The 22,359-nt window shown below is 45.4% G+C and carries 27 protein-coding genes and 2 pseudogenes; 4 read left to right on the forward strand and 25 right to left on the reverse strand.

Features of this window, described 5'->3' with window-relative positions; genetic code table 11:
- Nucleotide 1 precedes the first annotated feature (1 nt).
- From JOD82_RS15105 to JOD82_RS15135, 7 genes and pseudogenes are all read right to left on the reverse strand, one after another.
- Nucleotides 2-160: a hypothetical protein gene (locus tag JOD82_RS15105; protein WP_209949598.1), complete on the reverse strand. Its 159-nt coding sequence runs from the start codon at nt 158-160 to the stop codon at nt 2-4.
- A gap of 62 nt (nt 161-222) precedes the next feature.
- Nucleotides 223-810 (reverse strand): GNAT family N-acetyltransferase, encoded by a 588-nt coding sequence (locus tag JOD82_RS15110; protein ID WP_209949601.1) that lies wholly within the window; start codon nt 808-810, stop codon nt 223-225.
- Complete coding sequence (locus JOD82_RS15115; RefSeq protein ID WP_209949603.1) at nt 807-1,520, reverse strand: HAD family hydrolase; 714 nt, start codon at nt 1,518-1,520, stop codon at nt 807-809. Before JOD82_RS15115 ends, JOD82_RS15110 begins: the two co-directional genes overlap by 4 nt.
- Before the next feature lie 250 nt (nt 1,521-1,770).
- On the reverse strand, nt 1,771-2,328 hold the full coding sequence (locus JOD82_RS15120) for an SMI1/KNR4 family protein (RefSeq protein ID WP_029516442.1): 558 nt from the start codon (nt 2,326-2,328) through the stop codon (nt 1,771-1,773).
- A gap of 25 nt (nt 2,329-2,353) precedes the next feature.
- The gene (locus JOD82_RS15125) at nt 2,354-2,749 is read right to left on the reverse strand and encodes a hypothetical protein (RefSeq protein ID WP_029516441.1); all 396 of its coding nucleotides are present in this window, start codon (nt 2,747-2,749) and stop codon (nt 2,354-2,356) included.
- A 145-nt stretch (nt 2,750-2,894) separates the two neighbouring features.
- Nucleotides 2,895-3,979 (reverse strand): annotated as a pseudogene (locus JOD82_RS15130) (saccharopine dehydrogenase family protein).
- Nucleotides 3,966-4,672: pseudogene (locus JOD82_RS15135) on the reverse strand (class I SAM-dependent methyltransferase); the annotation flags it as partial. The pseudogenes JOD82_RS15135 and JOD82_RS15130, both read right to left, overlap by 14 nt.
- Between JOD82_RS15135 and JOD82_RS15140 the strand changes: the two are divergent.
- Nucleotides 4,613-5,614 (forward strand): LuxR C-terminal-related transcriptional regulator, encoded by a 1,002-nt coding sequence (locus tag JOD82_RS15140; RefSeq protein ID WP_245249058.1) that lies wholly within the window; start codon nt 4,613-4,615, stop codon nt 5,612-5,614. The pseudogene JOD82_RS15135 and the gene JOD82_RS15140 overlap by 60 nt on opposite strands.
- Before the next feature lie 76 nt (nt 5,615-5,690).
- Here JOD82_RS15140 and JOD82_RS15145 read toward each other — a convergent pair whose 3' ends face one another.
- The 16 genes from JOD82_RS15145 to JOD82_RS15220 form a co-directional block, all read right to left on the reverse strand.
- Nucleotides 5,691-5,870, reverse strand: coding sequence for a hypothetical protein (locus tag JOD82_RS15145; RefSeq protein WP_013309345.1), 180 nt, complete (start codon nt 5,868-5,870; stop codon nt 5,691-5,693).
- A gap of 77 nt (nt 5,871-5,947) precedes the next feature.
- A complete protein-coding gene (locus JOD82_RS15150) occupies nt 5,948-6,949 on the reverse strand; it encodes an NAD(+)/NADH kinase (protein WP_209949605.1) in 1,002 nt (333 codons plus the stop codon).
- Nucleotides 6,946-8,007 carry an SPFH domain-containing protein gene (locus tag JOD82_RS15155; protein ID WP_209949606.1) on the reverse strand — a complete coding sequence of 354 codons (1,062 nt, stop codon included), beginning with the start codon at nt 8,005-8,007 and terminating at the stop codon, nt 6,946-6,948. The genes JOD82_RS15150 and JOD82_RS15155 overlap by 4 nt, the downstream gene beginning before the upstream one ends.
- Nucleotides 8,008-8,177: 170 nt before the next feature.
- The gene (locus JOD82_RS15160) at nt 8,178-8,843 is read right to left on the reverse strand and encodes an HD domain-containing protein (protein ID WP_209949608.1); all 666 of its coding nucleotides are present in this window, start codon (nt 8,841-8,843) and stop codon (nt 8,178-8,180) included.
- A 250-nt stretch (nt 8,844-9,093) separates the two neighbouring features.
- A complete protein-coding gene (locus JOD82_RS15165; RefSeq protein WP_209949610.1) occupies nt 9,094-10,128 on the reverse strand; it encodes an NAD(P)/FAD-dependent oxidoreductase in 1,035 nt (344 codons plus the stop codon).
- 133 nt (nt 10,129-10,261) lie between these two features.
- Complete coding sequence (locus JOD82_RS15170; RefSeq protein ID WP_245249059.1) at nt 10,262-10,618, reverse strand: hypothetical protein; 357 nt, start codon at nt 10,616-10,618, stop codon at nt 10,262-10,264.
- A gap of 24 nt (nt 10,619-10,642) precedes the next feature.
- A complete protein-coding gene (locus JOD82_RS15175) occupies nt 10,643-11,092 on the reverse strand; it encodes a hypothetical protein (protein ID WP_209949611.1) in 450 nt (149 codons plus the stop codon).
- A gap of 28 nt (nt 11,093-11,120) precedes the next feature.
- The gene (locus tag JOD82_RS15180; RefSeq protein WP_209949613.1) at nt 11,121-11,642 is read right to left on the reverse strand and encodes a GNAT family N-acetyltransferase; all 522 of its coding nucleotides are present in this window, start codon (nt 11,640-11,642) and stop codon (nt 11,121-11,123) included.
- Nucleotides 11,643-11,680: 38 nt separating this feature from the next.
- Nucleotides 11,681-12,685, reverse strand: a complete 1,005-nt coding sequence (locus tag JOD82_RS15185; protein ID WP_209949615.1) for a phosphotransferase family protein — start codon at nt 12,683-12,685, stop codon at nt 11,681-11,683.
- A 2-nt stretch (nt 12,686-12,687) separates the two neighbouring features.
- Entirely contained in the window at nt 12,688-13,179 is a 492-nt protein-coding gene (locus JOD82_RS15190) for an 8-oxo-dGTP diphosphatase (protein ID WP_028542993.1), read from the reverse strand.
- Nucleotides 13,180-13,434: 255 nt separating this feature from the next.
- Complete coding sequence (locus JOD82_RS15195) at nt 13,435-14,391, reverse strand: aldo/keto reductase (RefSeq protein ID WP_209949616.1); 957 nt, start codon at nt 14,389-14,391, stop codon at nt 13,435-13,437.
- A gap of 105 nt (nt 14,392-14,496) precedes the next feature.
- Entirely contained in the window at nt 14,497-15,309 is an 813-nt protein-coding gene (locus JOD82_RS15200; protein ID WP_209949617.1) for a helix-turn-helix transcriptional regulator, read from the reverse strand.
- A 36-nt stretch (nt 15,310-15,345) separates the two neighbouring features.
- Nucleotides 15,346-15,807, reverse strand: coding sequence for a hypothetical protein (locus JOD82_RS15205; protein ID WP_209949619.1), 462 nt, complete (start codon nt 15,805-15,807; stop codon nt 15,346-15,348).
- A gap of 11 nt (nt 15,808-15,818) precedes the next feature.
- Nucleotides 15,819-16,247 carry a GNAT family N-acetyltransferase gene (locus JOD82_RS15210; RefSeq protein WP_209949620.1) on the reverse strand — a complete coding sequence of 143 codons (429 nt, stop codon included), beginning with the start codon at nt 16,245-16,247 and terminating at the stop codon, nt 15,819-15,821.
- Between the two features lie 296 nt (nt 16,248-16,543).
- Entirely contained in the window at nt 16,544-16,897 is a 354-nt protein-coding gene (locus JOD82_RS15215) for a FlxA-like family protein (RefSeq protein ID WP_165144962.1), read from the reverse strand.
- Between the two features lie 53 nt (nt 16,898-16,950).
- Nucleotides 16,951-17,163 (reverse strand): hypothetical protein, encoded by a 213-nt coding sequence (locus tag JOD82_RS15220; RefSeq protein WP_245249060.1) that lies wholly within the window; start codon nt 17,161-17,163, stop codon nt 16,951-16,953.
- A gap of 287 nt (nt 17,164-17,450) precedes the next feature.
- On the opposite strand from JOD82_RS15220, the gene JOD82_RS15225 reads away from it, so the two are divergent.
- The 3 genes from JOD82_RS15225 to JOD82_RS29775 are packed head-to-tail and all read left to right on the forward strand — an operon-like array spanning nt 17,451 to nt 18,776.
- Nucleotides 17,451-18,026: a class I SAM-dependent methyltransferase gene (locus JOD82_RS15225; RefSeq protein ID WP_029516416.1), complete on the forward strand. Its 576-nt coding sequence runs from the start codon at nt 17,451-17,453 to the stop codon at nt 18,024-18,026.
- A 15-nt stretch (nt 18,027-18,041) separates the two neighbouring features.
- Nucleotides 18,042-18,647 (forward strand): DedA family protein, encoded by a 606-nt coding sequence (locus JOD82_RS15230; RefSeq protein WP_029516415.1) that lies wholly within the window; start codon nt 18,042-18,044, stop codon nt 18,645-18,647.
- Between the two features lie 39 nt (nt 18,648-18,686).
- Nucleotides 18,687-18,776, forward strand: coding sequence for a putative holin-like toxin (locus JOD82_RS29775; RefSeq protein WP_367988533.1), 90 nt, complete (start codon nt 18,687-18,689; stop codon nt 18,774-18,776).
- A 202-nt stretch (nt 18,777-18,978) separates the two neighbouring features.
- Here JOD82_RS29775 and JOD82_RS15235 read toward each other — a convergent pair whose 3' ends face one another.
- Both JOD82_RS15235 and JOD82_RS15240 read right to left on the reverse strand, forming a co-directional pair.
- Entirely contained in the window at nt 18,979-20,292 is a 1,314-nt protein-coding gene (locus tag JOD82_RS15235) for an alkaline phosphatase (protein WP_029516414.1), read from the reverse strand.
- 176 nt (nt 20,293-20,468) lie between these two features.
- Nucleotides 20,469-22,337 carry a B12-binding domain-containing radical SAM protein gene (locus JOD82_RS15240; protein WP_069012020.1) on the reverse strand — a complete coding sequence of 623 codons (1,869 nt, stop codon included), beginning with the start codon at nt 22,335-22,337 and terminating at the stop codon, nt 20,469-20,471.
- Nucleotides 22,338-22,359: the final 22 nt, after the last annotated feature.

Here is a 22,359-nt window from a genome sequence, read left to right on the forward strand (position 1 = left end):
GCTAAATCACCTGTCCTAATGCTGGGACATCTTCGCCAAGCTGCGGGAAATTTTTAAGCACCCTCTCTTGGATAGCGTTTGCAAGATTGCAGAACCTTTTGCTGATGTCATATTGTATGCACACCAACTTGTCTGTATTTTTCATAATATAATTAATCATAATGAGCCTCCGTAATATCGTACAAACATATCAGCAACTTCCAAACTATTCATGTGAGGATACTAAAATTCAATACCACGCACCTTGGCAAAAACCATTTCGTGTGCCATGCTCCCCTTTTCATCATACTCGACGTTTCTTAAAATCCCCTCCAGTGTAAAACCTGCACGTTCCGCTACCTTGGCGCTGCGCGTGTTTCTGGAATCACAACGAATCTCCACCCGATTGGCATGCAAATGCTGTATGGCAAAATCCGTAATACCGTGCACGGCCTCTGTTATGATGCCTTTTCCAGTCCAGGATGTTCTGAGCCAATACCCAATTTCAAATCTTCGTGTATCCCAATCAATCCGATGCAGACCGCTGCTGGCTACAAATTCTCCCGAAGCCGTATCAAATATATACAACATCATATCAGAGCGATCCAGAAATTTAAGTCTGGCTTGACGCGAACGGATTTCAGATTCCTCTACCGTCGGAAGATTTCTTGCAAACGGAAGCCAAGGCCGCAGTTCATTCGCACTTTCTCGCATCGCCTCATTGACTGCCGCTCCATCCCCCCACTGCGGAGCGCGTATGGTCAATCTCTCCGTCTGGAATTGGTCCGGGAACGATAAGAGAATCGGATTCGGTTGCTGCTCCATACTCATGATGCACCCTCCTCCTTATTCGTTGAATAACTGCGACGATCCAGCCAACCTGTGATTTCACGCAAACTCCCAATCTGATAGTCCGGTACAATGCCCGTTTCCTGCCACGTCATAAAGCCTTCCAGCCAGATGGTATGCAATCCTGCACTTTGTGCACCACGAATATCATTTGTCGGGTGATCGCCTACATAACAGGCATGGTCGGGATCGACAATGTCCAGCTCATTCAGAGCCAACTCGAAAATTCGAGGATGAGGCTTCTGGATGTTGACGCCACCCGACACGATAATAGAATCCACATAATCCCTCAGCATAACTCGGTCGATTTTCGCTTGCTGCGTGCGGAGTGAGCCGTTGGTAATAATACCGAGCTTCAAGCCACGCGACCGCAGTTCGGACAATACTTCCTTGGCCCCGTCCATCAACACCGTAAACTTATGAAATTCACTATACCAAAAGCCCAGCATCTCTTGTACTGACGTATCGGGATTTTTCAGTTCCAAGTCTGTATGCAGCTCGGTATACAGTTCCTTCTTATCCCGGTATCCGTCCCGATCCGCCAATCGTATCTGTTCAACGACAGCCGCGCGGATCGCCGGTTCTTCTGCCACTATAAATCGTTCTATAAAACGCTCTGTATATGATGCAAACGCCTGTTTACGATGAATAAGAGTATTATCCAGATCAAAAACAATCGCTTCTATGGACATAAATAGCTCCCTTCCTTCATCCCCTTGTATCGATTAGGCTGAAACAAACTGAATAATTCCTATTAGAAATAAAAGAAAAAAAATAGACAAGAAAATAATGATCATGTACTTCAAGATTCTCTTGGAGGTCGACTTTTGTTCTAGTTTGGTCTCGATCTGGGTCAACCTTTCTTTGATTTCTTCCAAATCCTGCTCCACCTTCACATCATGCTCCCCTTCCTTCGTTTCGACTTATTCATCTTCCTGACACTCACTCACACAAGTTGCTCCAAAAACGCACTTTTTTTACGGCATTAAAATCAATTTGTTCATAAGGCTTCTCCCCAAATTCCAGCTTGAAATACTCCTGCAAACATTCCCCATACACGATAATATCCGTTTGATATACGGAAAATACCGGATTTCCTTCTTCAGATGGCTGCTCTGGGATATATCGATGTCCGTTGATTGGGATTAGCTTGGGCACACGTAAAAACTCACGTTTACATATATCAACAGCTTCCGCCGAATCTGTCGGTTTTTCGCCCCATTCGGGAGGCCAGAATACATGCTGCTCTACATCAAAAATCATACCTTCTAACGGCCAATTCAACCTTTGCCGAATTACACCCATCCGCTGTGGTGACGTATCTCTCCAAGGGATAAAGCTTTTACCGATGGGAAGAACACTCATCAGAAGCTCCCGCAAATCGGGCGGGAAGTGAATATCATACCTGCTTTCGACGTCGGTAATCTCCTGCATGGATAAGCCTGGAGCTAGGGTCACATCGTGTTTACGTAATAAATCTATGATATAAGCGATATCCATCTCTTATCGACTCCTCAGCAACTACCTAGTTGACCGGATTGGTCAAGAGGCCTACCAGGCTTGTAACTTCAACTTCACCAACACGGCGCGGACCTTCCATGAAATATCCCCTTGTTCCTACCTGTATCCGATGTCGGTGTACCTTTTTCCTCATTTCTCCAAACAAAATCCACATTCTCGCTTGCCCTTCCCGCTGAACAGGACGACCAACATCCATAATCAGTTGACCATCTCCATCTTCAAACTCAGGATGTATGGCATAAATTCCCGTATTCCCGATGTCGTCACCCTCATAGGCAAAATCACAGCGATAACCCTGAATAGGCAGCTGTTTCCTGCCTCCTTCTTCCGGTGTGTAAAATCGATATTTTATTATAAAATCGTGCGGATGCTGTCTGCTATTTTCATAGGGGTTCCACATTTCATATCATCCCCTTAGGTCTTTTCCAAAAATATGTACTTCATTCTAGTGTAATCTAACAGGAAAAGAAATCCAAGACCTATCCGCAATGCGTTGCTGAATAAGCTTGGATTATATGAGATTCATTTATTAGAATGTATGACTTCTATGCTTGCTGTCCGTTCACCTGAATATCTGCGGCTACTTGCTGCCCTAACCAAGCCCGCATGCGATTCCATGAAAAAACCTGCTCCGTATGAAATACACCGAATGGAAGTTCTGAACGGTACAGGGCGAGCGCTGCAAAGACGGCTGCCTTAGCGGTTAAATCAGACTGATGGTGACCCCTTAGCCGACATTCGACCTTCGTCTCCTTGCCATTGAGAGTTCCTCGAGCATCTACCTTGACCGCTACAGCATTCCCACCTATATGTACCTTGCTAAAGCTGCGAACCACTGCATCACGCACGGTTTGCTGTCGGAGTAGACCTGAAACTCCTATCGTCCGAAGCCCTGCTAGAACCGAGTGGTCAAGCGCGAATCGAAGCAAAGGCGTGTGCTAACCGTAGGAACTTTGAGCGTACGAGGAAGTGTCTGCTGATCTGAAAAAGGAAATCGATACGCCCGATGACAACCCACTCCTGCACCAAAATCTGCCACTATTCCGCCAGTAAAGCTTTTTCGAGTCACAAAACGTCCCTGTTCTATAACCTCCAAATCGGCATGAATCTGATCTACTGTCCACTCAATAGCAGCCTGACCGTGTCGATCTCCCAAACCCAGCATCAAAGATATATTCAACTCATCCGTCTGATCCATGAGCTGTGTCGCTTGCAGTGCCAACAGATTGGTCAGTCCCGGAGCTAATCCTACACTTAACAGGGCTGTGGCCTGATGAGCTCGGGCCTCCTGATGACACTGCTCCACCTGACTCAAAAAGTCCGCATTCGCGGTAATATCCATGTAATGCACCCCATGTCGAAGGCAGGCACGTACCAAGGCCGTATTGTCCTGATCCAAACACATGATTACCAATTTGGCTTGCTCTAATATCGACGGGTCCATCGGCTCATGAATATTAAGCTGCAAGGGCCGTATCTTACCATTCGATCGTTGGCTAAATTCAGTGGCCCGTTCCAGACTACGACCTGCGGCAAATACCTTGCCGGGAAACATTTCACTTAACTCTGTACATACAATTTTTCCAACATGGCCATACCCGCCAATGATGATGATGTTATCCTTTGTCATAAGCTGTCCCTCCCTCTTTAACTGCAAACCATGCATTTACTAAAAAGCACCATAATACCGGGTGATGTGGGTAAAGCCTGCATCTATCAACAGTTCCTGTATTGCCGCATTGGACACTGGGTTTGACTCACGACCGATGGAAGCAGCGAATCGTTCCCAATCCTCCAGTGAAATGCCCTGGCTCAGCATATGACCTTTCCACGCCTGCATTTGGATGGAAAAAGAAGGCTCCTGTGAATTCCCATTAATAGAAGCTAAACAAAAAGGCGCACCCGGCTTGAGTCGAGTAGATATCTGGCGTAGCAACGCCTGTTTACTTTCCAAGCTTTGAAGAAAATGAAGCACCAGCAGGCAGGTTGCAGCGTCATAGACCGGTTCTCTGCATGATTCTTCGCTGTGCTTTTCGCGCTGTTCTTCAGGCTGTTCTCCAGACAACTCTTCCAACGTACCTGCAACAAACGATATTTTTGAACTGATGCCCGCATGTGTTACACGCTTACGTGCCAAATCCAGCATGTGCTCAGAGGGATCAACTGCCGTAAAGGACCATGCATCATGGCGCCCTCCGAGCGTAATCAATTCCTGACCGCCTCCAGCTCCGACAATTAGCACATTTGGATCTATATTTCGAATATGAGTTTGTGCTTCAAGCTGTGCGGCTATCAAACCGTCTGTCATCTCGTACAAATGAGCACCTCAGTAGATCCGCGTACGCTGCTTTCCACAGGGGCATTTACAGAGTCGGGTGTGGAGGACATTCATAACAAACTGCTAGAATACGAATACCTGCACGACGATATGATGAAATATGATCAGTTGGTGCGAGAAGGACAGTCTGTAGCGACGCTACATGGGTTTACACATGGCCAACCGGATCGGAGCACACGATATAGAGATGTTTTGCAACCCGCCGGATTCGGAGATGAGCTACGTGTTCCGTTTATGTACAAAGGGAGCTGTTGGGGATTTCTTACGTTGTTCCGTCATCATGGAAAACCTGTATTCAGCGAGGAAGAGCAACAACTGCTTGAAGCGTTAGCGCCGTCCATAGCCTATCATCTGCGTCAGGCCAGTGTCGGTTTATCTCCATCCCCTGCCATGATCACGGAAAATGGACTTGAGCCAGGAGTTCTCATGCTTTCCGATAAGCTAAAACCGATTTCGTCCAATTTAGTAGCAGAGCAGTGGCTACAGTTGCTTCGGCAGCAGGAGGGAATCCATGAAGACGGTCTTCCGGCTCCCGTCCGGGTGGTATGCTTGCGAGCGCTATCCACTGCCACTGCACCAGCACGACTATGTATCCCTTCCACAGACGCAGGAGCCCCATGGGTAACCATCAGAGCCACCCTTCTGCAAGGCGGACAGAAGCATACGGGACAGAAGCAGCTAGCCGTATGGTTTGAGGCTGCTAAAGCAACTGACATGCTACCGCTTATGGCTGAGGTGTACTCATGGTCCGAACGAGAGAGACAAATTGTCCAACTCATTGTTCAGGGCTTTTCGACCAAGGAGCTGGCCAGCGCACTTCATATTACTGCCTACACGGTGCAGGATCACCTGAAAGCGATTTTCTTGAAAACAGATGTAAGCAGCCGTCGTGAGCTAGTATGGAAGGTATATTCCAGATTCAATTAACCTATGTAAAAAAGACAGATGACCCGATTAGGGATCATCTGTCTTTGCATCACTGCTCTATTGGAATGCCAGAGCCTTATTTCTTCGAAGAGGAGTTCGTATCATCGTATGACACTGGTGAGGGCTTCGCAATCCATTCATCAGCCTCAGGCTCGATATCCACGCCATTTTCCAGCTTCGTTTTCTCCATCAAGGAATCTCCGTCCTCGTCCTTCTTGTTGCGGATTTTCGCTTCGTCTTGAGTGTGGTCGCTCATGTTGATTCCTCCTTTTTTAATTTCATCTGATGGTTGTACCTTACTCATAATTACCCATTGCCGTCCTGTACAAACCTCTACACGACCAGATGCCCTTTTTTCTCCGCTGGTTCAATGGTCGCCTCAATGCCAGCATTAAACTCCAGAAAGTCGCTTTCCACTCCATCGCTGAAAATAACTCCATTTTCCGGCATCTGCGATGCAATCCGTAACGGCTTTTCGGCTACTACCTGACCAAACACAAGATCCGCAGCAGTCGTTCGACTGGGGAAGGGTTCTCTCACTGTAAAATAAAGTGATGGCAAACTCCAGGTTGCACGATGATCCTGACTCGTTCCGTCTACTGCCCCTTCCTGACTGAAGGCTGCACCTGGCATCAGCTGGCCTGGAGTCAGCGAGATTGGATGCCGTGTAGCACTGCCGACAATCCCGGCCGCTCCAGCAAGCACGCTGGTCAGCCAGCCTGTCGCTCCCAATCCGGTTGAAACGATAATGCCGCTAGAGGATTGCTGCTCTACCTGATCCTCCAGTCTTAGCTCATATCTCGCGGAGACATGAGTTTTGCGCCCAATGAACAAATCATTTACAGCATACAAGGATTGGCCATCATTTAATTGGGCCTTAGCCAGTGTAACTTCCTTAATTGGGCGTCTGTGCACGAATACATCCGGCACCACCCAGCGCAGGTCGGATACAGTAAACGGCAGTAATACCCCGTCCCAGCGCAATGGATCTGGGTTCACACCGATAAGCGGCTGCTCAGTCAAATATTTTAACGTGTTGGCTACCAGCCCATCCTGACCCAGTACCACCACTGTATCCTGCTCACCAAAAATAAAGTTCGGCACATGCTCCCGCTCCACAATCTGAACTCGACCCAAGGCCGTTAACTCCGACGTAGCCGTTGCCACCGCCCTGCGGTAATTTTCGTCCTCCAGCACATAATCACTGAAATCCGCACCCAACCGTTCCATAAAGAAGCGAGCCTGCTGCACCGTATTGTATCGGACAATCAGTTCCTCCAGTCGCGTTTTACGCTTCACCAAAATGATCTTCTGCTCTGTCATTCGGCTGCTCATCGTGTTCTTCCTCCAGACCCTCTCGATCCTGCTGATCCGTTTGCTCCCGTATCTGACATGAGACCTTGCAGCAGATCCGGTGTAATATTCAGCTGACCGATTTTCCCTGCATTTTCTGCAAGCTCCTGGAATGCTATCGCAATTAGCTTATCCGGGCTCATATCCATGTTGGCCATAACTTGAAGTACGTTCGGCTCAACATCCTGCAACGATTTCATAACTGCTGTCAGCTCATAGGCCTTGGCATCGGCTTCTGCCTTTTTATTCGTTACGGTCAGCTCAATCAGCTCGCGTTTTTTCTCCTCCAAGGCCGTGTCAAATCGTAGCTGCTCCTCTTTCATCTCGCTTTGCTTTTGCTTCACAGAACGCTCGGCATCGAGTTGAGTTTCGCGGATTTGTTTCTTTTTCGTCTCCACTGCAATCTCGGTGTTCAGCTCGTTTTCCTTCACACGCCGCTCTTGCTCAATAGATGCATTACGACGCTCATACAAAGCGTGATCCGCGTTGCGAAGAATCTCTTCCCTCGCTTGAGCCTCCAGCGCTCTCATCGTCTCCTTATTGGGTAGAATCGCCAAAATCGACAACCCCATAACCTCAATGCCGAGCTTTTCCATTTCCGTATGCTGAGCAATATCCTTCGTCATGTTTTGGGCCAGACGTTCACTGGACTGAACAGCTTCTTTGAGCGGGACACGCTCCAAATACTTTTTGGTAAGCACTTTGGCGATGTTAATCACCCGTTGGGCCAGCTTACCCGGATCATCCGAAATGTAGCGTCGTTCCTTCAAGTCATACGTATAGTTTAAAATCTGCGTCGTTCTCCGATAATCTACAATTCGATAAGTCAGTTGCCCCTGCACCGTCACCGCCTGAAAATCATTCGTCATGTCCTCAAACATGAACGGTACATCAATGGAAGAGACGGGCACGACGACGACCGAGGTGGTCGGGGCGTAATAATAAAAAGATAATCCAACACCCTCCCGAACCACCTTCCCGTTTTTCACCTTCATCACATATTCACTGGGCTGAAATTTAACAAAATTAAATCCAAACATAGCCGCTTCCCTGCTTTCTTTATAGTTTATAATATTTTGTTATTATCATTTTGTTATTAACAATAAAATAACACACATTTTCGATAATATCAATATGACATTTATAAAAAAACAAAGACCGTTTCCCCTCCGATATACTCGGTTAGAGGAAACAGCCTTATTAAAACACTCTATTTATCATCCACATTCCATTCTCTATAAAATTGCTCCAAGTACATCTCCATCCATTGATGCCGAACCTCCGCCAGCTCTCGGGCATAAGTGGTATTCATTAAATCTTTGAGCTTGAGTAGCTTTTCGTAAAAATGGTATATGGCACTTTTACCTGCGGCACGATACTCATGCTGTGAAAAGTCTTTATCCGGGTGATGCATCATGCTGCCTTTTGAGCCTGCATACATAAAGGTTCTTGCAATCCCAATCGCTCCAAGAGCATCCAACCGATCCGCATCCTGCACAACTTGACCTTCCAGCGTCTCCATAGGCGGGTTTTGTCCACCATTGTAGGACATCGTAGCTATAATAGTCATCACGTGCGTGATTACATTCGGATCGCTGATATGCAGACGCAGCCACTGCTCTACTTTATCTAGCCCGGCTTGTTTGGAATCATTTAATTTTTCATCCGCTACATCATGCAGCAGTGCTGCCAGTTCACAAATAAACGAATCTGCGCCTTCTTTGGCAGCAATTTTAAGGGACAGCTTTCTCACCCGGTCTATATGCCACCAATCGTGACCACTATGATCATGCTCCAACTGCTGCTGTACAAAGGGCTCCGCCTTTTGAATAACATCTGCCAAAATCGCTTCCTGTTGCTCCGTTCGTCTCTTCATATGTCACCTTTCAATCCCGTCCATACTTTCTATGGTAGGTTCGTTTAATTTTTTAATGCTTGTCCATTTGCTTACTACGAGTCATTCTTCATTTTATTCTATAGGGTGTATGGCATCCAACCTTTAGAACGAGAAGTCGGTAACCTGACAAAAAAAGAACCTCCAAAACCACATCAATCGTAGTCGCGGAAGTTCTTTTTCGTTTGTCTATCTAAACCCGATCCTATTTAACTTAATTCCGTATCTTACTCTACTCCACGACACCAAGCTCGCGGTTCTTCTCCTTAAAACGGCTGTTATGAGAAGATACATATGCCGCTTTGTCAGCTGCTGGATCAATGTACAGCTTCGCGCTGTTCAGTGCAAGGGCGGCATCTGTGAACGCACCAGCAATCAGATACAGCTTACTTCCGTACTCAACAAAATCGCCTGCCGCGAAAATCCCCGACAGATTCGTTTCCAGCTTTTCGCTCACTCGGGCATGCCACTCACCCATATCCAGCCCCCAATCCCGAAGCGGGCCGAAATCGGATTTTAGTCCATGATTTACGATGACTGCATCGACATTCAACACCTGTATTTCGTCCGTATCTACATGACTGATCGTCACCTGTTCAATCGTCTCTCCATTGTTGCTATGTAGCTGGCTCACCGCGTATGGTGTGAGAACACGGACCGAAGATGATTTCATACGAGCTACATTTTTCTCATGTCCGCCAAAGTGATCCCGACGATGTACGACGGTCACACTCGCCGCAATAGACTCCAGCTCATTCGCCCAATCCACCGCCGAGTCGCCCCCACCGGAAATCAGGACGTGCTTGCCCCGGAATGGCTCCAGCTCTTGTACAGTATAATGCAGGTTCGTAACCTCATAGCGGTCCGCCCCCTCAATCTCCAACTTAGCCATTTTGAGAATACCATAGCCTACTGCCAGAACGATCGTGCGTGTCCAATGCTGTTCCCCTGTGGCAGAAGTTAGCAGGAACGTGCCATCCTCTTGCCGATCCAAACCAGTGATCTGCTGTCCCAACACAATGGTAGGCTCGAACGTCCGCGCCTGCTGCTCCAGCTGATCAATCAGCTTTTCACATAAAACCGGGGTAACCCCCCCGACATCCCATATCATCTTCTCTGGGTATATGCGCATCCGTCCGCCCAGCTCATGCTTGGCTTCGATCAGCTTGGTCTTCATATCTCTCATTCCACTGTAAAATGCGGTATACATACCGGCAGGACCACCGCCGATGATCGTTACATCATATAATTCCAAGGATACTGTCACTCTGCAACTCTCCCTATCATAGCGTAATATGTCTGCTCCTATTATAAGTGATAATAATTATCAATATCAATTAAGAAATAAAAACATGACCATTACAGAGTTTTTCGTGACCTTAGAACTATATTTTATAAGTTTATATAACTGCTACTTCCGTTATTCTCGTAAATTTTGCGAGGATTGCTGCACAGAAGGATGAAAAAGCTTCTTCTACCTCATCCATCAGTTGTTCCTTGTTTTGCATGGAAGGTATAAAGCTATCCTCCATTCCTTGCTTGTATGTAATTGTCGGATCCATGAGCTTGGCTGCGTTTCTGCGCACATGCACCATGATATGGTTGATGATCCCACCAATACTGTTCGTTTCGGCCTCACCCACGCGCCATAGCACCTGTTCATCCAAAAGCACAATGCATGCCCGCAACTTTACCAAATATTGATCGTACATTCTGTGCTTGGATATCATTTTAAACTCATGCATGGAAGAATCCATATTTTCATTTCCTCCTTCGTCCTATCAAGTGAATTTCTCAAAAAAATTACTTCCATCGATCATCCAATACTGTTCAGGTGAAGGTACCTCGTTCAAAAAGTTTTGATATTCCCCTTTCCACCCCGCTGGGACATAGTGTTCAAACGAAGCTGGCTCAGGAAATAGCGAATAGAGAACTTTCTCATCAAAGTTAACATACAGAGCAGGACAGAACTCCAACACTTCATCCCGATGCTGAACAGCCTCATCCAGCAACTGAAGCATTGAAGTTAGTTCCCCTGTAGCCACCTTATATTCACAGATGTGATCCAAAAATGCTCCCACTGTGGTTTCATCCAAAATAGAGATGCCAAACCGTTCCTCCATCTCGGTATTCAAAAACCAATACTCTCTTTCCGTCACATACCAATTCCATTTCCCTTCAAAAATAACACCAATAATGATGTTTTGTGCATATTCAGGCCATAATTTCATGAGCTTCTCGCGTTCCCCTCTTTCTCACTCACAGTTCGATCCAAAACCGGTTTACACGGTTTCCGTCTTCCTCTATGTAATCCTTGTCCGGCGTTCCGCCGTTTTGTATGATTGTTTTTTTGGAGGCAATATTATCGGAGTCGCATACGACCAGGGCTCGGGAAATCCCCAGCTCTTTTGCTTTTTCTAACGCCAAGGCCAGCATTGTAACAGCGTACCTGTTCCCTCGTGCAGAAGGACGGATACCGTAACCGATATGACCTCCGGCATTCATTAGGTGTTCGTTAAGGTCATGCCTGATATTCACTGCTCCCACAACCTGTTCATTCGCATTCACAAGCCAGTATGTTGAGCTTTTGACCCAGCCTTCAGACAGGTTCATTCCATTTTCCTGATTACTTAAAACCGTCAGCATACCTTCAAAATCGTACGGCTCTACAGAGATCACCCAAGGTACCATATGCTCCTGACTCTTTTTCCATTCCTCATAAAATGAAAGATAAGCCTCCTTCCAGTCCTGATCCGGCTTTACCAATCTGACGGTCTGCATCCACTCACGGCCTCCTCTTTAAACGTTCAATTCATCTGCTATTGCTTATATTCAATATCCATGAATTTTTGCGCCCAATCTGCAAAAGAGAGCTTATCATCCCAAGTGACTAGCTTCATCGCTTTGGCACATCCCCAGTTTAGAACCTGCTGATGCAGCATATGCACCCGGAAACGCTCAGTAAATCCTTCTTTGGCTTCCATCCCTTGTGCGTAAGCAGTAAGAAACCCTTTTGCCAACTCTTCTTCGCCATTCTCCAGATACATGGTGGTTATTTTCGGAAGGTCGGCAATCCCATCCCCAAAATAGGCTGTCGTAAAATCAAAAAGACCACTGACTCTCCAACCCTTATCCCTATTCTGTACAAGAAAATTTTGCGGTTTAAAATCCCCCATCACAAAGGTGGCAGCTTCCAGCTGATCGAATGCTTGACGGGAGCCTTCCAAGATTTCCTCTACCCATTCCATATCCTGTACAGAAATGTTCGAGTATTTTTTGGCATCCTCTAGCCAATATCGAATTCGCCCATACAACCATACTCGATAAGAAACATCAAAAGGACGAATGGCTAGAGTTGTTGTATCCAGCTCTCCACTGTTCTTAACCTTCCAGCTATGAAGCTCCAACAGAACATTAGCAAGCATTTCAGCCATTTGCTGTTTATCCAGCGAGGTCAGCTTTGCTTGCAACTCAGGTGTATGTATATGCTGACCGTATAGACGGGGCATAACTGCATAGCTCCAGCCAAAAATGTCCTCCGTATAATCCACAAGATACGGTGTTGGCACGGGAATTGAAGTCCATGTCTGTATTTGCTCCACCATAAACTTTTCTTCTATCCATTGCCCTAGAAAAAGCGGGTTCCCCTTCAGCACAAACTGCCCAGCCGTTGAGGAAACATAGAGGGTTTGCCCTAGGACACCTTCTGCCGTTTTTTCGTAAGACAGCAAACGTCCCAAATCAAAACGATTCAGCATCCTTTGCATTTGGTCATTTGTTACCTCACCTAGCCGATTAGACGAAAAATAAATGGTCGTCGTCATCTCTACACACCATAGCTCTTAATCGTTGCTTCCAGGGTTTCATCCGTATCTGCCAGCCAAACGAAACTAACCTCAAACGTTCCCGGCTCGAAAAACAATGGAAATCTCCGCTTAAACCAATCCTGCATCGGCAGATTTAACGCCTCCTTCATATCGACCCACAGCAGTTCCCCCTCGGGGGGATTTTTTAATAGTTCACCTTCAGTGGCTGTAGCCAAATAGTTAAAGACCATATACCTCAGCCCTTGACTTGGATCACAATATTCGTCGATTCCTTTAAATACAATTTCCGTCACGGTTAAGCCCGTTTCTTCCTTTACTTCACGAATGGCCCCATTCACAATGCTTTCTGGAAACTCTACTTTTCCTCCTGGAGCAATATAACCCGGAAACCCCTTTCGATTGGGTCTATTCATAAGCAATACCTTGCTTCCGTCTTGAATCATACACATGGTATATATTTTGTGTGTCACTTCTGTTGTCAATCCGATCATACCTTTCTTTATTCACGATTCATGATCTAGCTTTTAACTTTCTCACCGACATATTGTGGTTAAATATGGTATTCACCATACTTTAACGCGTTATTTTGTAGAGCGCAATAACTCTAACCATAGACTAGATTAGAAAACTCATGCCTAAGTCGGTCAAAATCAGCAAAAAAAAGACCGCCTTTCTGCAAAGCCGTTGGTACTACCAAGCGACTCCAGAAAGGAACGGTCTTATCCATCATGCCAATAATCAGTTTTCTAGACACTCCCCGGATAACGAAAACCTGCTGCGAAACCTTTAGGCGAAATGCGCTCAATCTCTTGAAGCTCTGCTTCCGACAAGGAGATCTGTAGAGCACCAAGATTTTCACGCACTCTTTCCAGTCTCTTCGTTGCCGGAATCGGAACGATATGGTCGCCTTGCGCCAGCAGCCATGCCAGCCCCAACTGAGCAGAAGTACAGCCTTTTTGGGCAGCCAGTTTTTCGATCAGGAGGACAACTTCTAGATTTTTGTTAAAATTCTCTCCTTGGAAGCGTGGAAAATGACGGCGGTAATCATCCTCTGGCAGATCGTCAAATTTCTTGATCTGTCCCGTGAGGAAACCTCGACCCAGTGGACTGTAGGGTACGAAGCCGATTCCCAATTCGTTCAGTAGCGGAAGAACATCATCTTCCACTTCTCTGCTCCACAAGGAATATTCGGTTTCTACCGCGCTAATTGGATGCACCGCATGCGCGCGGCGGATCTGTTCAGCCGACGCTTCCGACAAGCCGATATAACGGATTTTCCCTTCCTTAACCAAGTCGGCCATCGTTCCGACGGTCTCTTCAATCGGAGTATTGGGATCGACTCGATGCTGATAATACAGGTCGATATAATCAATCCCCAGATGAAATAGACTGGCGTCCACGGATTTTTTGAGATATGCCGGATCTCCCTTGGGCCCCTGAGTGTGCGTGATCCCGAATTTAGTGGCAATCACGGCCTCCTCTCGACGACCCTTGAGCGCACGTCCAACCAGCTTCTCATTGCCGCCGAACTTCTGCTGTGCGTATTCTTCACCATAAAGATCTGCTGTATCAAACAGCGTTACACCAAGGTCCAGCGCTCCCTGAAGTGTACGCACCGACTCCTCGTTGTTCGGCATCATCATCGTGCCAAGGCCCAGAGCTGATACCTCCAGCCCTTCATGTCCCAATTTCCTTTTCAGCATATCATGGTTCCCTCTTTTCTTTGGGTAAATGGATGGAATGAACATGTACTCATTCTAATGAACCCATATGGAGGCAACCACAGTACGTTTATACTAGTAACAAGATTACCAGGCAGAGGATTGGCTTACTGGCGTGTAGATACAAAAGTGCAGACCCGGTTGGTCCGTAATGCTTGCTAAAGAATTAATATCATAGGAAACTGCCTCCACAGCGCCAGGGTTTTGAAAGGAAACCCGATTCACTTTTTTGAGCTGGATATGATGCAGCTTCCACATGGTGTCAAACTCCATACTTTCCACACGTAGCCGTTCTACCGTCTCCTCAAACCAAGGATCTCCTAAATACTTGTCATAATAGGTTCTAAAAACAGCTACCGAATAGGACGCAAATTCTTCCCAGTTAACCATTCGACGACGTAATTCGGAATCCACGAACAATAAACGAATCATGACACGTTCAGAAATAGACATGGAAGAAAAATCGGTAATGACCTCATTCGCCGCGCTATTCCAAGCAAGCACTTCCGCTTTCTCATTGCTGATGAAGGAAGGATAGGACAACTGATCAATAATATGTTGCCACTGTGGATTCAGCGTTGTATGGATGGGCGAAATAGCAACCGTCTCATTGGGATTCCACAATTGAATTAGATGTGCTCTCTCATCATGAGTTAATTGTAGAGCTTCTCCTATACTTTCGATAATTTCCTTAGATGCTGTTACTTCTCTACCTTGTTCCAGCCATGTGTAATACGTCGCACTGACACCTGCCAGCATAGCAACTTCTTCTCGGCGAAACCCCGGTGTTCTTCGCTGCCCCTGTGAAAGTCTAAGGCCTGCCTGCTCTGGTTGAAGTCGATTTCTACGTGATTTCAGAAAAGCTCCCAACGTTTTCGATTTACTATAATCATTAGACATGTGTCACCTCTTTTCGAATCAATCGCCATAGAACGATCACAGTCCCTCGTCAAACAACTGTAGGCCTATGATTTCAAAGGCGACACCGTCGCCCGCTTTAACGTTGACATCACCATTCATTTCTTTAGAATCCAAAATAAACGTAGTGTCTCCTACTACAATCTCCAGACATTCTATCTCGCCTACTTCGCCCTGTATCACTTGATGTATCGTTCCTTGAATCCAATAGTCGCCTAGTTTTGGCTGAGGTCGAAAAATCCCTGTCTCTTCAGTAGACTTCAGCCTTCTGAACCCCTCTATACTGGATTGAGAAGTCTCGACCGAAATTACACAACCGGGAATCATCTTATTCAAGCTTTGTTCATACGGGACAACATACGCATATCCGGAAGTCAGTTCATGCCAAAAACATGTCCAGTAGCCGTATACTTTTTCCTCGCCAATACTACGAATGATGATATGCTGATCTTTATTTATTTCCTTGATCTGTACACGCATATATAGAGTCCTCAGTAGATACTTTTCTTATAATAATAGTGTTTAAAGCCTCTCGGAGCATCGTCAATGACACCAACGACTTCATACCCGTGCTTTTCATAGAATTCGGGCGCTTGGAAAGTAAAGGTATTAAGTTGTATAAAATCACACCCTTTATCTCTAGCAATTTGTTCAATTTCACCAAGTAGTTGTGAACCGTAGCCCTTTCCTCTGTAGCTCTGATCTACCCACAAAATATCAACCTCCACCCAGTTCCAACATAGTACACTTAGGAGACCGCCTATCACCTGACCGTCTTCATTTTTAAGCGTAAGATTAATCTCTTCGTATTGGGTTCGAATATCTGTTGGAACGTGTTTCGCATTAAACTCAATCAACTTGTTTCTGACTAAACGCGCTTCATCTCTACTACTTCGATTCATCTGAGGTTCCAGCGTCATGGCATAAATCCTCCAATTTGAAATGATTACTAGCACTTACTGATTTAAATATAGAAAATAATAGGGTTAAAATACTTTCATCTTCCTACTGTTATATATTGTATATACTTTTCTATGTTTAGTCACATGATTCAATTTAGATGGACAGAATTATTCTAATCTAAATATCGCTGATTAAAGTCGTTCCCTGGATTCATGCAAAATATTTAGTAACGAAAAAAGCAGGCCCCTCTGAAACGGAGAACCTGCTATCCTTTATATCCATCGTCTGCCATACAGGAGAAGAGAGGGGATGATTAAATTGAAATATCCAGTGATTTCCCAACTCCCGTAATATCGCTGCTGTTAGCGCTGTTGATACGAGTTGTTTCTGTGTTACTTGGAGCGGGCTTTTCCATTTTTGGAGTTGACGTACTGCTGGATTGCGAACTTTGCTGTGCAATTTGAGCTTCAATCTGTTTAATTTGTTGCTGAAGCTGCTTCATTTTTGTTTCTTTTGTATCTTTATTATCCTTACTTTGCTGTACCTTGTTGTACTCCGCTTCAAGTTGAGCTTTTTGCTTTTCCAGACTAGCTGTATCGTTGGTACTGGATGAAGATGAAGTGCTTGAAATAGATATAGAACTGCTGGATGTGGATGAAATGTTCATACGAGATTTCCCCTTTATAAAAGTATGAGTTTACACGTGTGGGCTAACCGGTTCTAAGCTATGGTGTTGCACTCTGTGGCATTCGTAGGAAGCGGAGCCTGCATTCCTCCCGTGTATTTCATGAATTCCTTGCTCAGTTCGAGTGAATCGTTAGATTTCTTGTGTGTGGTATGCCCCGTGGTATTTAGTCCATTCTCATATGACTTCACCATGTTCGAATGATCATAGGAAGTCGTGATGAGATGCCTGTTAATGGATAGTGACAAAGTAGATCCCCTCTCAGTGTACATAATGTTTTTAGCTGCCCACCTACCTTTCATCGGTAGCAAATCTGAATGCAACCTGAGGGTATGCTGAATGATAACTGAATCAATACAGACTCATTAATACCGTAACCCTTTTATTATTTCCTAGACCATAGTCAAGGAAAATCCCCTCCGCAAGACGGGGGGATCAACCCTACTTGAGACAGGAGTAAGTAAAGGGATAATTTGTTACTCTTAGCAAAGAATAAATGAACGTATTTTAAAAATTGAAAGTAGGGAAATGATGTATGATCCGTATTAGCCATTTGGTTCACGAGAGACTTATGTTCCTAGTCAAATTTTTGTACTCGCCTGCATACGTGGGTAGTGTAACACCAAGTTCCAGATTTTTAGCTAAAAATATGATAGAATCCATTCCATGGAGTGAAGTTCATGCTGTTGCCGAGCTTGGTGCTGGAACAGGGGCAATTACCCAATACATCCCGTCTGCTGCTGAATTTCAACCTAAGGTTTTACTCTTTGAGAAAGACCAAACCATGCAGCAGAGTTTAAAAAGAAGATTCCCGAATTATCTATGCTATTCCGACTCGCGTGAGCTTCAGCTTGCTATGAAAAATGCCCAAATAGAACAGCTTGATTGCATAATCAGCGGGCTGCCTTTTTTCAATTTTCCACAAGCGATGCGGAATCAAATTGTAGAACAAATTCATCTATCGCTCAGGGATGGAGGAATGTTTGTGGCCTTTCAATACTCTAAACAGATGAAGCAGCAGTTAGGTGAATGGTTTGATATTGAAGAAATCAAGTTTGTGCCCATGAATGTTCCACCCGCATTCGTGTATGTATGCCGAAAGAAAGCTTAAGAAAGGAGTACGGGTATGGACGTGGAATATTTAATTTCCATCATCGAACAATACGGCTATGCAGCATTATTCTTTTCTCTATGGCTTGGGATTGTGGGTCTACCCATCCCGGATGAAGTCATTGTGATGACTGGCGGGGCTGTAACAGGCATGGGCATACTTCATCCGTTACCCGCTTTTTTAATTGTATATCTTGGGGTTATATCAGGCTTGTCCTTAGGTTATGTATTGGGGAGAACCGTGGGCACACCGATTCTAGAACGTTTACGCCGGAAGAAAAAAATGGACAAGTACATTACGTTTTCGGAAAAATTGATACATAAGTATGGGAACTTCACTATTTGCATCAGTTATTTGCTGCCGATCGTCCGTCACATTATTCCTTATATTGTCGGAATCAATAAAATGAGCTTCAAGCGCTATGCCCTCTTCTCTTATTCAACGGGTTTGATCTGGACGCTGATCTTCTTTCTACTCGGGCGTATCTTTGGCGATCATGTACAGGCAGTAGGAGAACTGATTCATCGTTATGGCTTGCAGATGGCATTGCTTGTCATCATGCTGACCATTATATTTTTTATAATGAAATTAGTATGGGGAAAGAAAACAACGGAGGAGTAAAGGTAGAACACGGTCGGCTAGTCTCCTGCAAAGGAGGTGATGCCTGTGGAGGTTAAAGATACATTGATGTTGATGATTCAATTTGCGACATTGGTGATCTTGATTCTTTCCTTCAACAAAAAGAAATAGACCGCCCTCTGGAAAAGGAATGCGGTCTATTTTACTAATTCAACCCTACAACTACCGCCCTTATAAGCGGCTGTTGTAAAAGAGTGAGGATGTTGGCTGCATCTTTGCTATTTTTCAGTATATACTTATTAGCTTTAGTTTATCACAGGAAAAACCATATTGCCAATATGGAAAGCCTTTAAAGTGGCGGCTTACACCCGAGCTATTTCTTTAATTGAAGCAACTTAACCAGCTTATCATGAATGGCAGTATTCGGGTAATTCCCGCTAAACTGAGAAGAACCTGGGCCCATCGCGGTTAACGCCACATCAACAGATGTATGTCCTCCCGTGGTCCAGTCAATATAAAACTTTTCATTAGAGCCTTTTACAGTAAAAGGGCCGTCCTCTTTGGAAACACCCTCACCGGATTCATCCTCCGCATCTTCGCCTTCAATCGCCAAACCGCCCGTTTCATGATCTGCCGTCACCAACACTAATGTATCTGGATGTGCTTTGGCATAATCTTTAGCTACTTTAACGGCCTTATCGAGCTGTTGCCCAGCCTTAATCGTTAGCTCACCTTCATTGTCATGCGCCATCTCATCCGTTCCTTCTTCTTCTACCATCAGGAAAAAACCTTTTTGGTTTTTGGAAAGAACATCAATCGCTTTGGTCGTCATATCCGGTAAAGAAACCGTTGGATTGTAAGAGTTACCCTGCTTGTTGTGAGCTTGGAACATCTCTTCATTGGCGAACAGCCCCAGCAACTTAGAACCTTTGGCTGCTTTCATTCCTGTCTGATCCGTCACATAGCTATAACCCAGCTTCTTCGCTTGTTCTACCAAATTCCCTTGAGTTCCCTTACTCGCTTCCTCAGGATCTTCTGCCGGAGCATCTGGATGTTTGCCTACTGTTCCGGCAGGGTACCAGAAATCCTCACCACCGCCCAGAATAACATCCAGCTTGCTTTTCTCCAAATACTGTTTGGCAATCTCGCTTTGAGCGGAGCGTTTTTCGACATGCGCACCAAAGGCAGCCCCCGTTGCGTCTGTCACTTGGCTTGTCGTCACGACACCTGTAGACATGCCTGCTTTTTTAGCCAGCTCCATAATCGTTGTCACTGGTTTTTTATTCAAATCCATTCCAATCGCGCCGTTATACGTTTTCACACCTGTTGCAATAGCAGTCGCAGCGGCGGCAGAATCCGTAACCAGGTTATCCCCTGAACTTGTGCTAACCAGGCCGGTTACAGGCATGTTGTCCATTTCAAGTAATCCCGATTTCCCTACCGTCGCCAAGCGAATCGCGTTGCGACTTGCTTCTCCCATACCATCGCCGATAAAGAGAATGACATTCTTAGGGGCATCGACTTTCGCTGACGAGGTTTTCTGTCCTTTGGATACCTGTGTCGTAGTAGACTTGGTATTAGATGAGGCTGCAAAAGCGTTAGGGATATTAGCAGATAACAATGGCGCACTCAAAACGGTAATGGCACCTAAAGCAAGGATACTCTTTTTCATCGAACGCTTTTTCACAAGGTCACACTCCAATAAATTTAATATTCATATATGATAAAGTAATCATATATCTGCTTTGTAAAGCATCGTAAAGCAATAGATTACACGAATGTAAAATTTGGAGTGCTCACCTGTTTTTTATAAGACAAAAGAAGGCACCGACTCTTGGTATATCAAAGTCGATGCCTCTTATATTAAATCGCAGCGATATTTTTGCCGATCGGCATGGTGTAGTAGAGCGGCTTTTGCTGTCCATTTTGCTGATAGACTACAAGCAGAAGCGTGCGGCCTTCGGCAGTCAATGGGCTACCCCCACTCAGGATATGATCCAGACTGAACGGCAGTACATCCAGCACAGCGTGCTTTTGCAGTTCTTTTTCACTCAGCTTCAAGGAAGCAAAGGCTGGGATAATCTCGCGGTATGGCTGCGGCTGTTGACTGCCTACATCCGTTCCGCCTGTACTCTCCTTGCTCGCATCTGCCACAAAATCTGCAACCACAGGTGACAACAGCGCATCCGGGTGCTGGAGAACCATTTTCATATAGCTGGACCAATCATTCTTCTCCAAGCTATGCTCCCACCAAATTTTACGCGGCTTATATTTATGGTTAAGGAAATAATCAAGCTTCATCAGTCCAAGCACCATATCCATTCGCTTTGTTCCACGCGATTCCAGAAAGGACTGGAGACGTGTGAACAAGTCTTCGAGCTGATGTCCGATTTTTTGCCAGCCCTGTCCTTCCCAGTAGTCTCCGAATTCCTGAAAGAAATCAAAGGCGGACGAGAATTCACGCTCAATCAGATAGTTGACTGTATGATCCATACGATGAGAGTTCCAGTATTTTTCCAATACATCTTCCAAGCGCTTGAGTCGGACGATATCGGCAAAGGAAAGGACGTCATTGCTCAGCATTTCATACGGCGCAACATCCATATACGTATAGTTATACTTGTCTGCGTCGATACGCAGTCCGGTGCCACGCAGCATTTTGAGGAAGCCAAGTTGAAGCTCTTCCGGGCCGAGCGCAAAAACGTCATTAAACGTTTTACGGAATGTGTTGTAGTCCTCCAAGGGCAATCCGGCGATCAAATCCAAATGCTGGTCGATTTTACCGCTTTGTTTGACCTTTGTAACAGTACGAGAAAGTTTGGTAAAGTTCTGGCGACGCTTAACCAGCTCATTAGTAGGATCATTCGTTGATTGGACGCCGATTTCAAAACGAAATACGCCCGGCGGCGCGTTTTCCGCCAAATAATCCAATACCTCGGGACGCATAATATCTGCCGTAATCTCAAACTGGAAGACACATCCACGGTGATTTTCAATCAAAAATTTGAACATTTCCAGTGCATAATCGCGTTTAATATTAAACGTCCGATCCACGAACTTGATTAGGTTGGCTCCATTGTCGATCAGATATAAAATATCTGACTTTGTGCGCTCAATATCGTAATAACGCACCCCAACTTCGATGCTTGACAGACAAAACTGGCAGCTGAACGGACAGCCCCGGCTCGTTTCGAAATAAACAACCCGTTTCCCGAGTTCCGGTATATCTTCAGCAAAACGATAGGGCGACGGCAACTCGTTCAAGTCCGCTTTCGGACGACCGGGCATCTGAATAACCTCTTCTCCCTTACGGTAAGCCAGTCCATACACAAAATGGAACTTGCGATCCCCTTCCAGCTCCTGCAGCAGTTGATGGAATGTTTCCTCTCCTTCACCAACCACGATAAAGTCCACATTCGCCAAACGCTTCATCCAGTGATCCGTATCGTAGGATACCTCTGGACCACCCAGAACAATTTTGACTTCGGGCATAATCTTTTTCAATACATCGATGACTTTAATCGTCTCTTCAATGTTCCAAATATAACAGGAAAAGCCGATGACATCTGCCCCCCGTTGAAACAAATCGGATACGATGTTCATCACCGGGTCTTTAATCGTGTACTCCGCTAGCTCGATATCAAAGTCCTTTTCACTGTAGGCTTTGAGACATCGGATGGCCAGCGAGGTATGAATATATTTTGCATTTAACGTTGATAAAATGACTTTCATAGGTCACAACCTTCTATAGTTT

The sequence above is a fragment of the Paenibacillus sp. 1182 genome (genome assembly GCF_017833915.1).
In the GTDB taxonomy this organism is placed as follows: Bacteria; Bacillota; Bacilli; order Paenibacillales; family Paenibacillaceae; genus Paenibacillus; species Paenibacillus polymyxa_D.

Coding starts and splice junctions, on each gene's coding strand:
- JOD82_RS15155 (WP_209949606.1), bottom strand. CDS start 8,007: ATGTTTGGATTTAATTTTGTTAAATTTCAGCCCAGTGAATATGTGATG.
- JOD82_RS15195 (WP_209949616.1), bottom strand. CDS start 14,391: ATGCTGAAAAGGAAATTGGGACATGAAGGGCTGGAGGTATCAGCTCTG.
- JOD82_RS29775 (WP_367988533.1), top strand. CDS start 18,687: ATGCCTGTGGAGGTTAAAGATACATTGATGTTGATGATTCAATTTGCG.
- JOD82_RS15125 (WP_029516441.1), bottom strand. CDS start 2,749: ATGTGGAACCCCTATGAAAATAGCAGACAGCATCCGCACGATTTTATA.
- JOD82_RS15120 (WP_029516442.1), bottom strand. CDS start 2,328: ATGGATATCGCTTATATCATAGATTTATTACGTAAACACGATGTGACC.
- JOD82_RS15230 (WP_029516415.1), top strand. CDS start 18,042: ATGGACGTGGAATATTTAATTTCCATCATCGAACAATACGGCTATGCA.
- JOD82_RS15210 (WP_209949620.1), bottom strand. CDS start 16,247: ATGACGCTGGAACCTCAGATGAATCGAAGTAGTAGAGATGAAGCGCGT.
- JOD82_RS15240 (WP_069012020.1), bottom strand. CDS start 22,337: ATGAAAGTCATTTTATCAACGTTAAATGCAAAATATATTCATACCTCG.
- JOD82_RS15185 (WP_209949615.1), bottom strand. CDS start 12,685: ATGACGACGACCATTTATTTTTCGTCTAATCGGCTAGGTGAGGTAACA.
- JOD82_RS15110 (WP_209949601.1), bottom strand. CDS start 810: ATGAGTATGGAGCAGCAACCGAATCCGATTCTCTTATCGTTCCCGGAC.
- JOD82_RS15200 (WP_209949617.1), bottom strand. CDS start 15,309: ATGTCTAATGATTATAGTAAATCGAAAACGTTGGGAGCTTTTCTGAAA.
- JOD82_RS15170 (WP_245249059.1), bottom strand. CDS start 10,618: ATGGATTCTTCCATGCATGAGTTTAAAATGATATCCAAGCACAGAATG.
- JOD82_RS15160 (WP_209949608.1), bottom strand. CDS start 8,843: ATGAAGAGACGAACGGAGCAACAGGAAGCGATTTTGGCAGATGTTATT.
- JOD82_RS15175 (WP_209949611.1), bottom strand. CDS start 11,092: ATGAAATTATGGCCTGAATATGCACAAAACATCATTATTGGTGTTATT.
- JOD82_RS15180 (WP_209949613.1), bottom strand. CDS start 11,642: ATGCAGACCGTCAGATTGGTAAAGCCGGATCAGGACTGGAAGGAGGCT.
- JOD82_RS15105 (WP_209949598.1), bottom strand. CDS start 160: ATGATTAATTATATTATGAAAAATACAGACAAGTTGGTGTGCATACAA.
- JOD82_RS15215 (WP_165144962.1), bottom strand. CDS start 16,897: ATGAACATTTCATCCACATCCAGCAGTTCTATATCTATTTCAAGCACT.
- JOD82_RS15145 (WP_013309345.1), bottom strand. CDS start 5,870: ATGAGCGACCACACTCAAGACGAAGCGAAAATCCGCAACAAGAAGGAC.
- JOD82_RS15225 (WP_029516416.1), top strand. CDS start 17,451: ATGATCCGTATTAGCCATTTGGTTCACGAGAGACTTATGTTCCTAGTC.
- JOD82_RS15140 (WP_245249058.1), top strand. CDS start 4,613: ATGAGTTTGTGCTTCAAGCTGTGCGGCTATCAAACCGTCTGTCATCTC.
- JOD82_RS15115 (WP_209949603.1), bottom strand. CDS start 1,520: ATGTCCATAGAAGCGATTGTTTTTGATCTGGATAATACTCTTATTCAT.
- JOD82_RS15150 (WP_209949605.1), bottom strand. CDS start 6,949: ATGAGCAGCCGAATGACAGAGCAGAAGATCATTTTGGTGAAGCGTAAA.
- JOD82_RS15205 (WP_209949619.1), bottom strand. CDS start 15,807: ATGCGTGTACAGATCAAGGAAATAAATAAAGATCAGCATATCATCATT.
- JOD82_RS15190 (WP_028542993.1), bottom strand. CDS start 13,179: ATGATCGGATTGACAACAGAAGTGACACACAAAATATATACCATGTGT.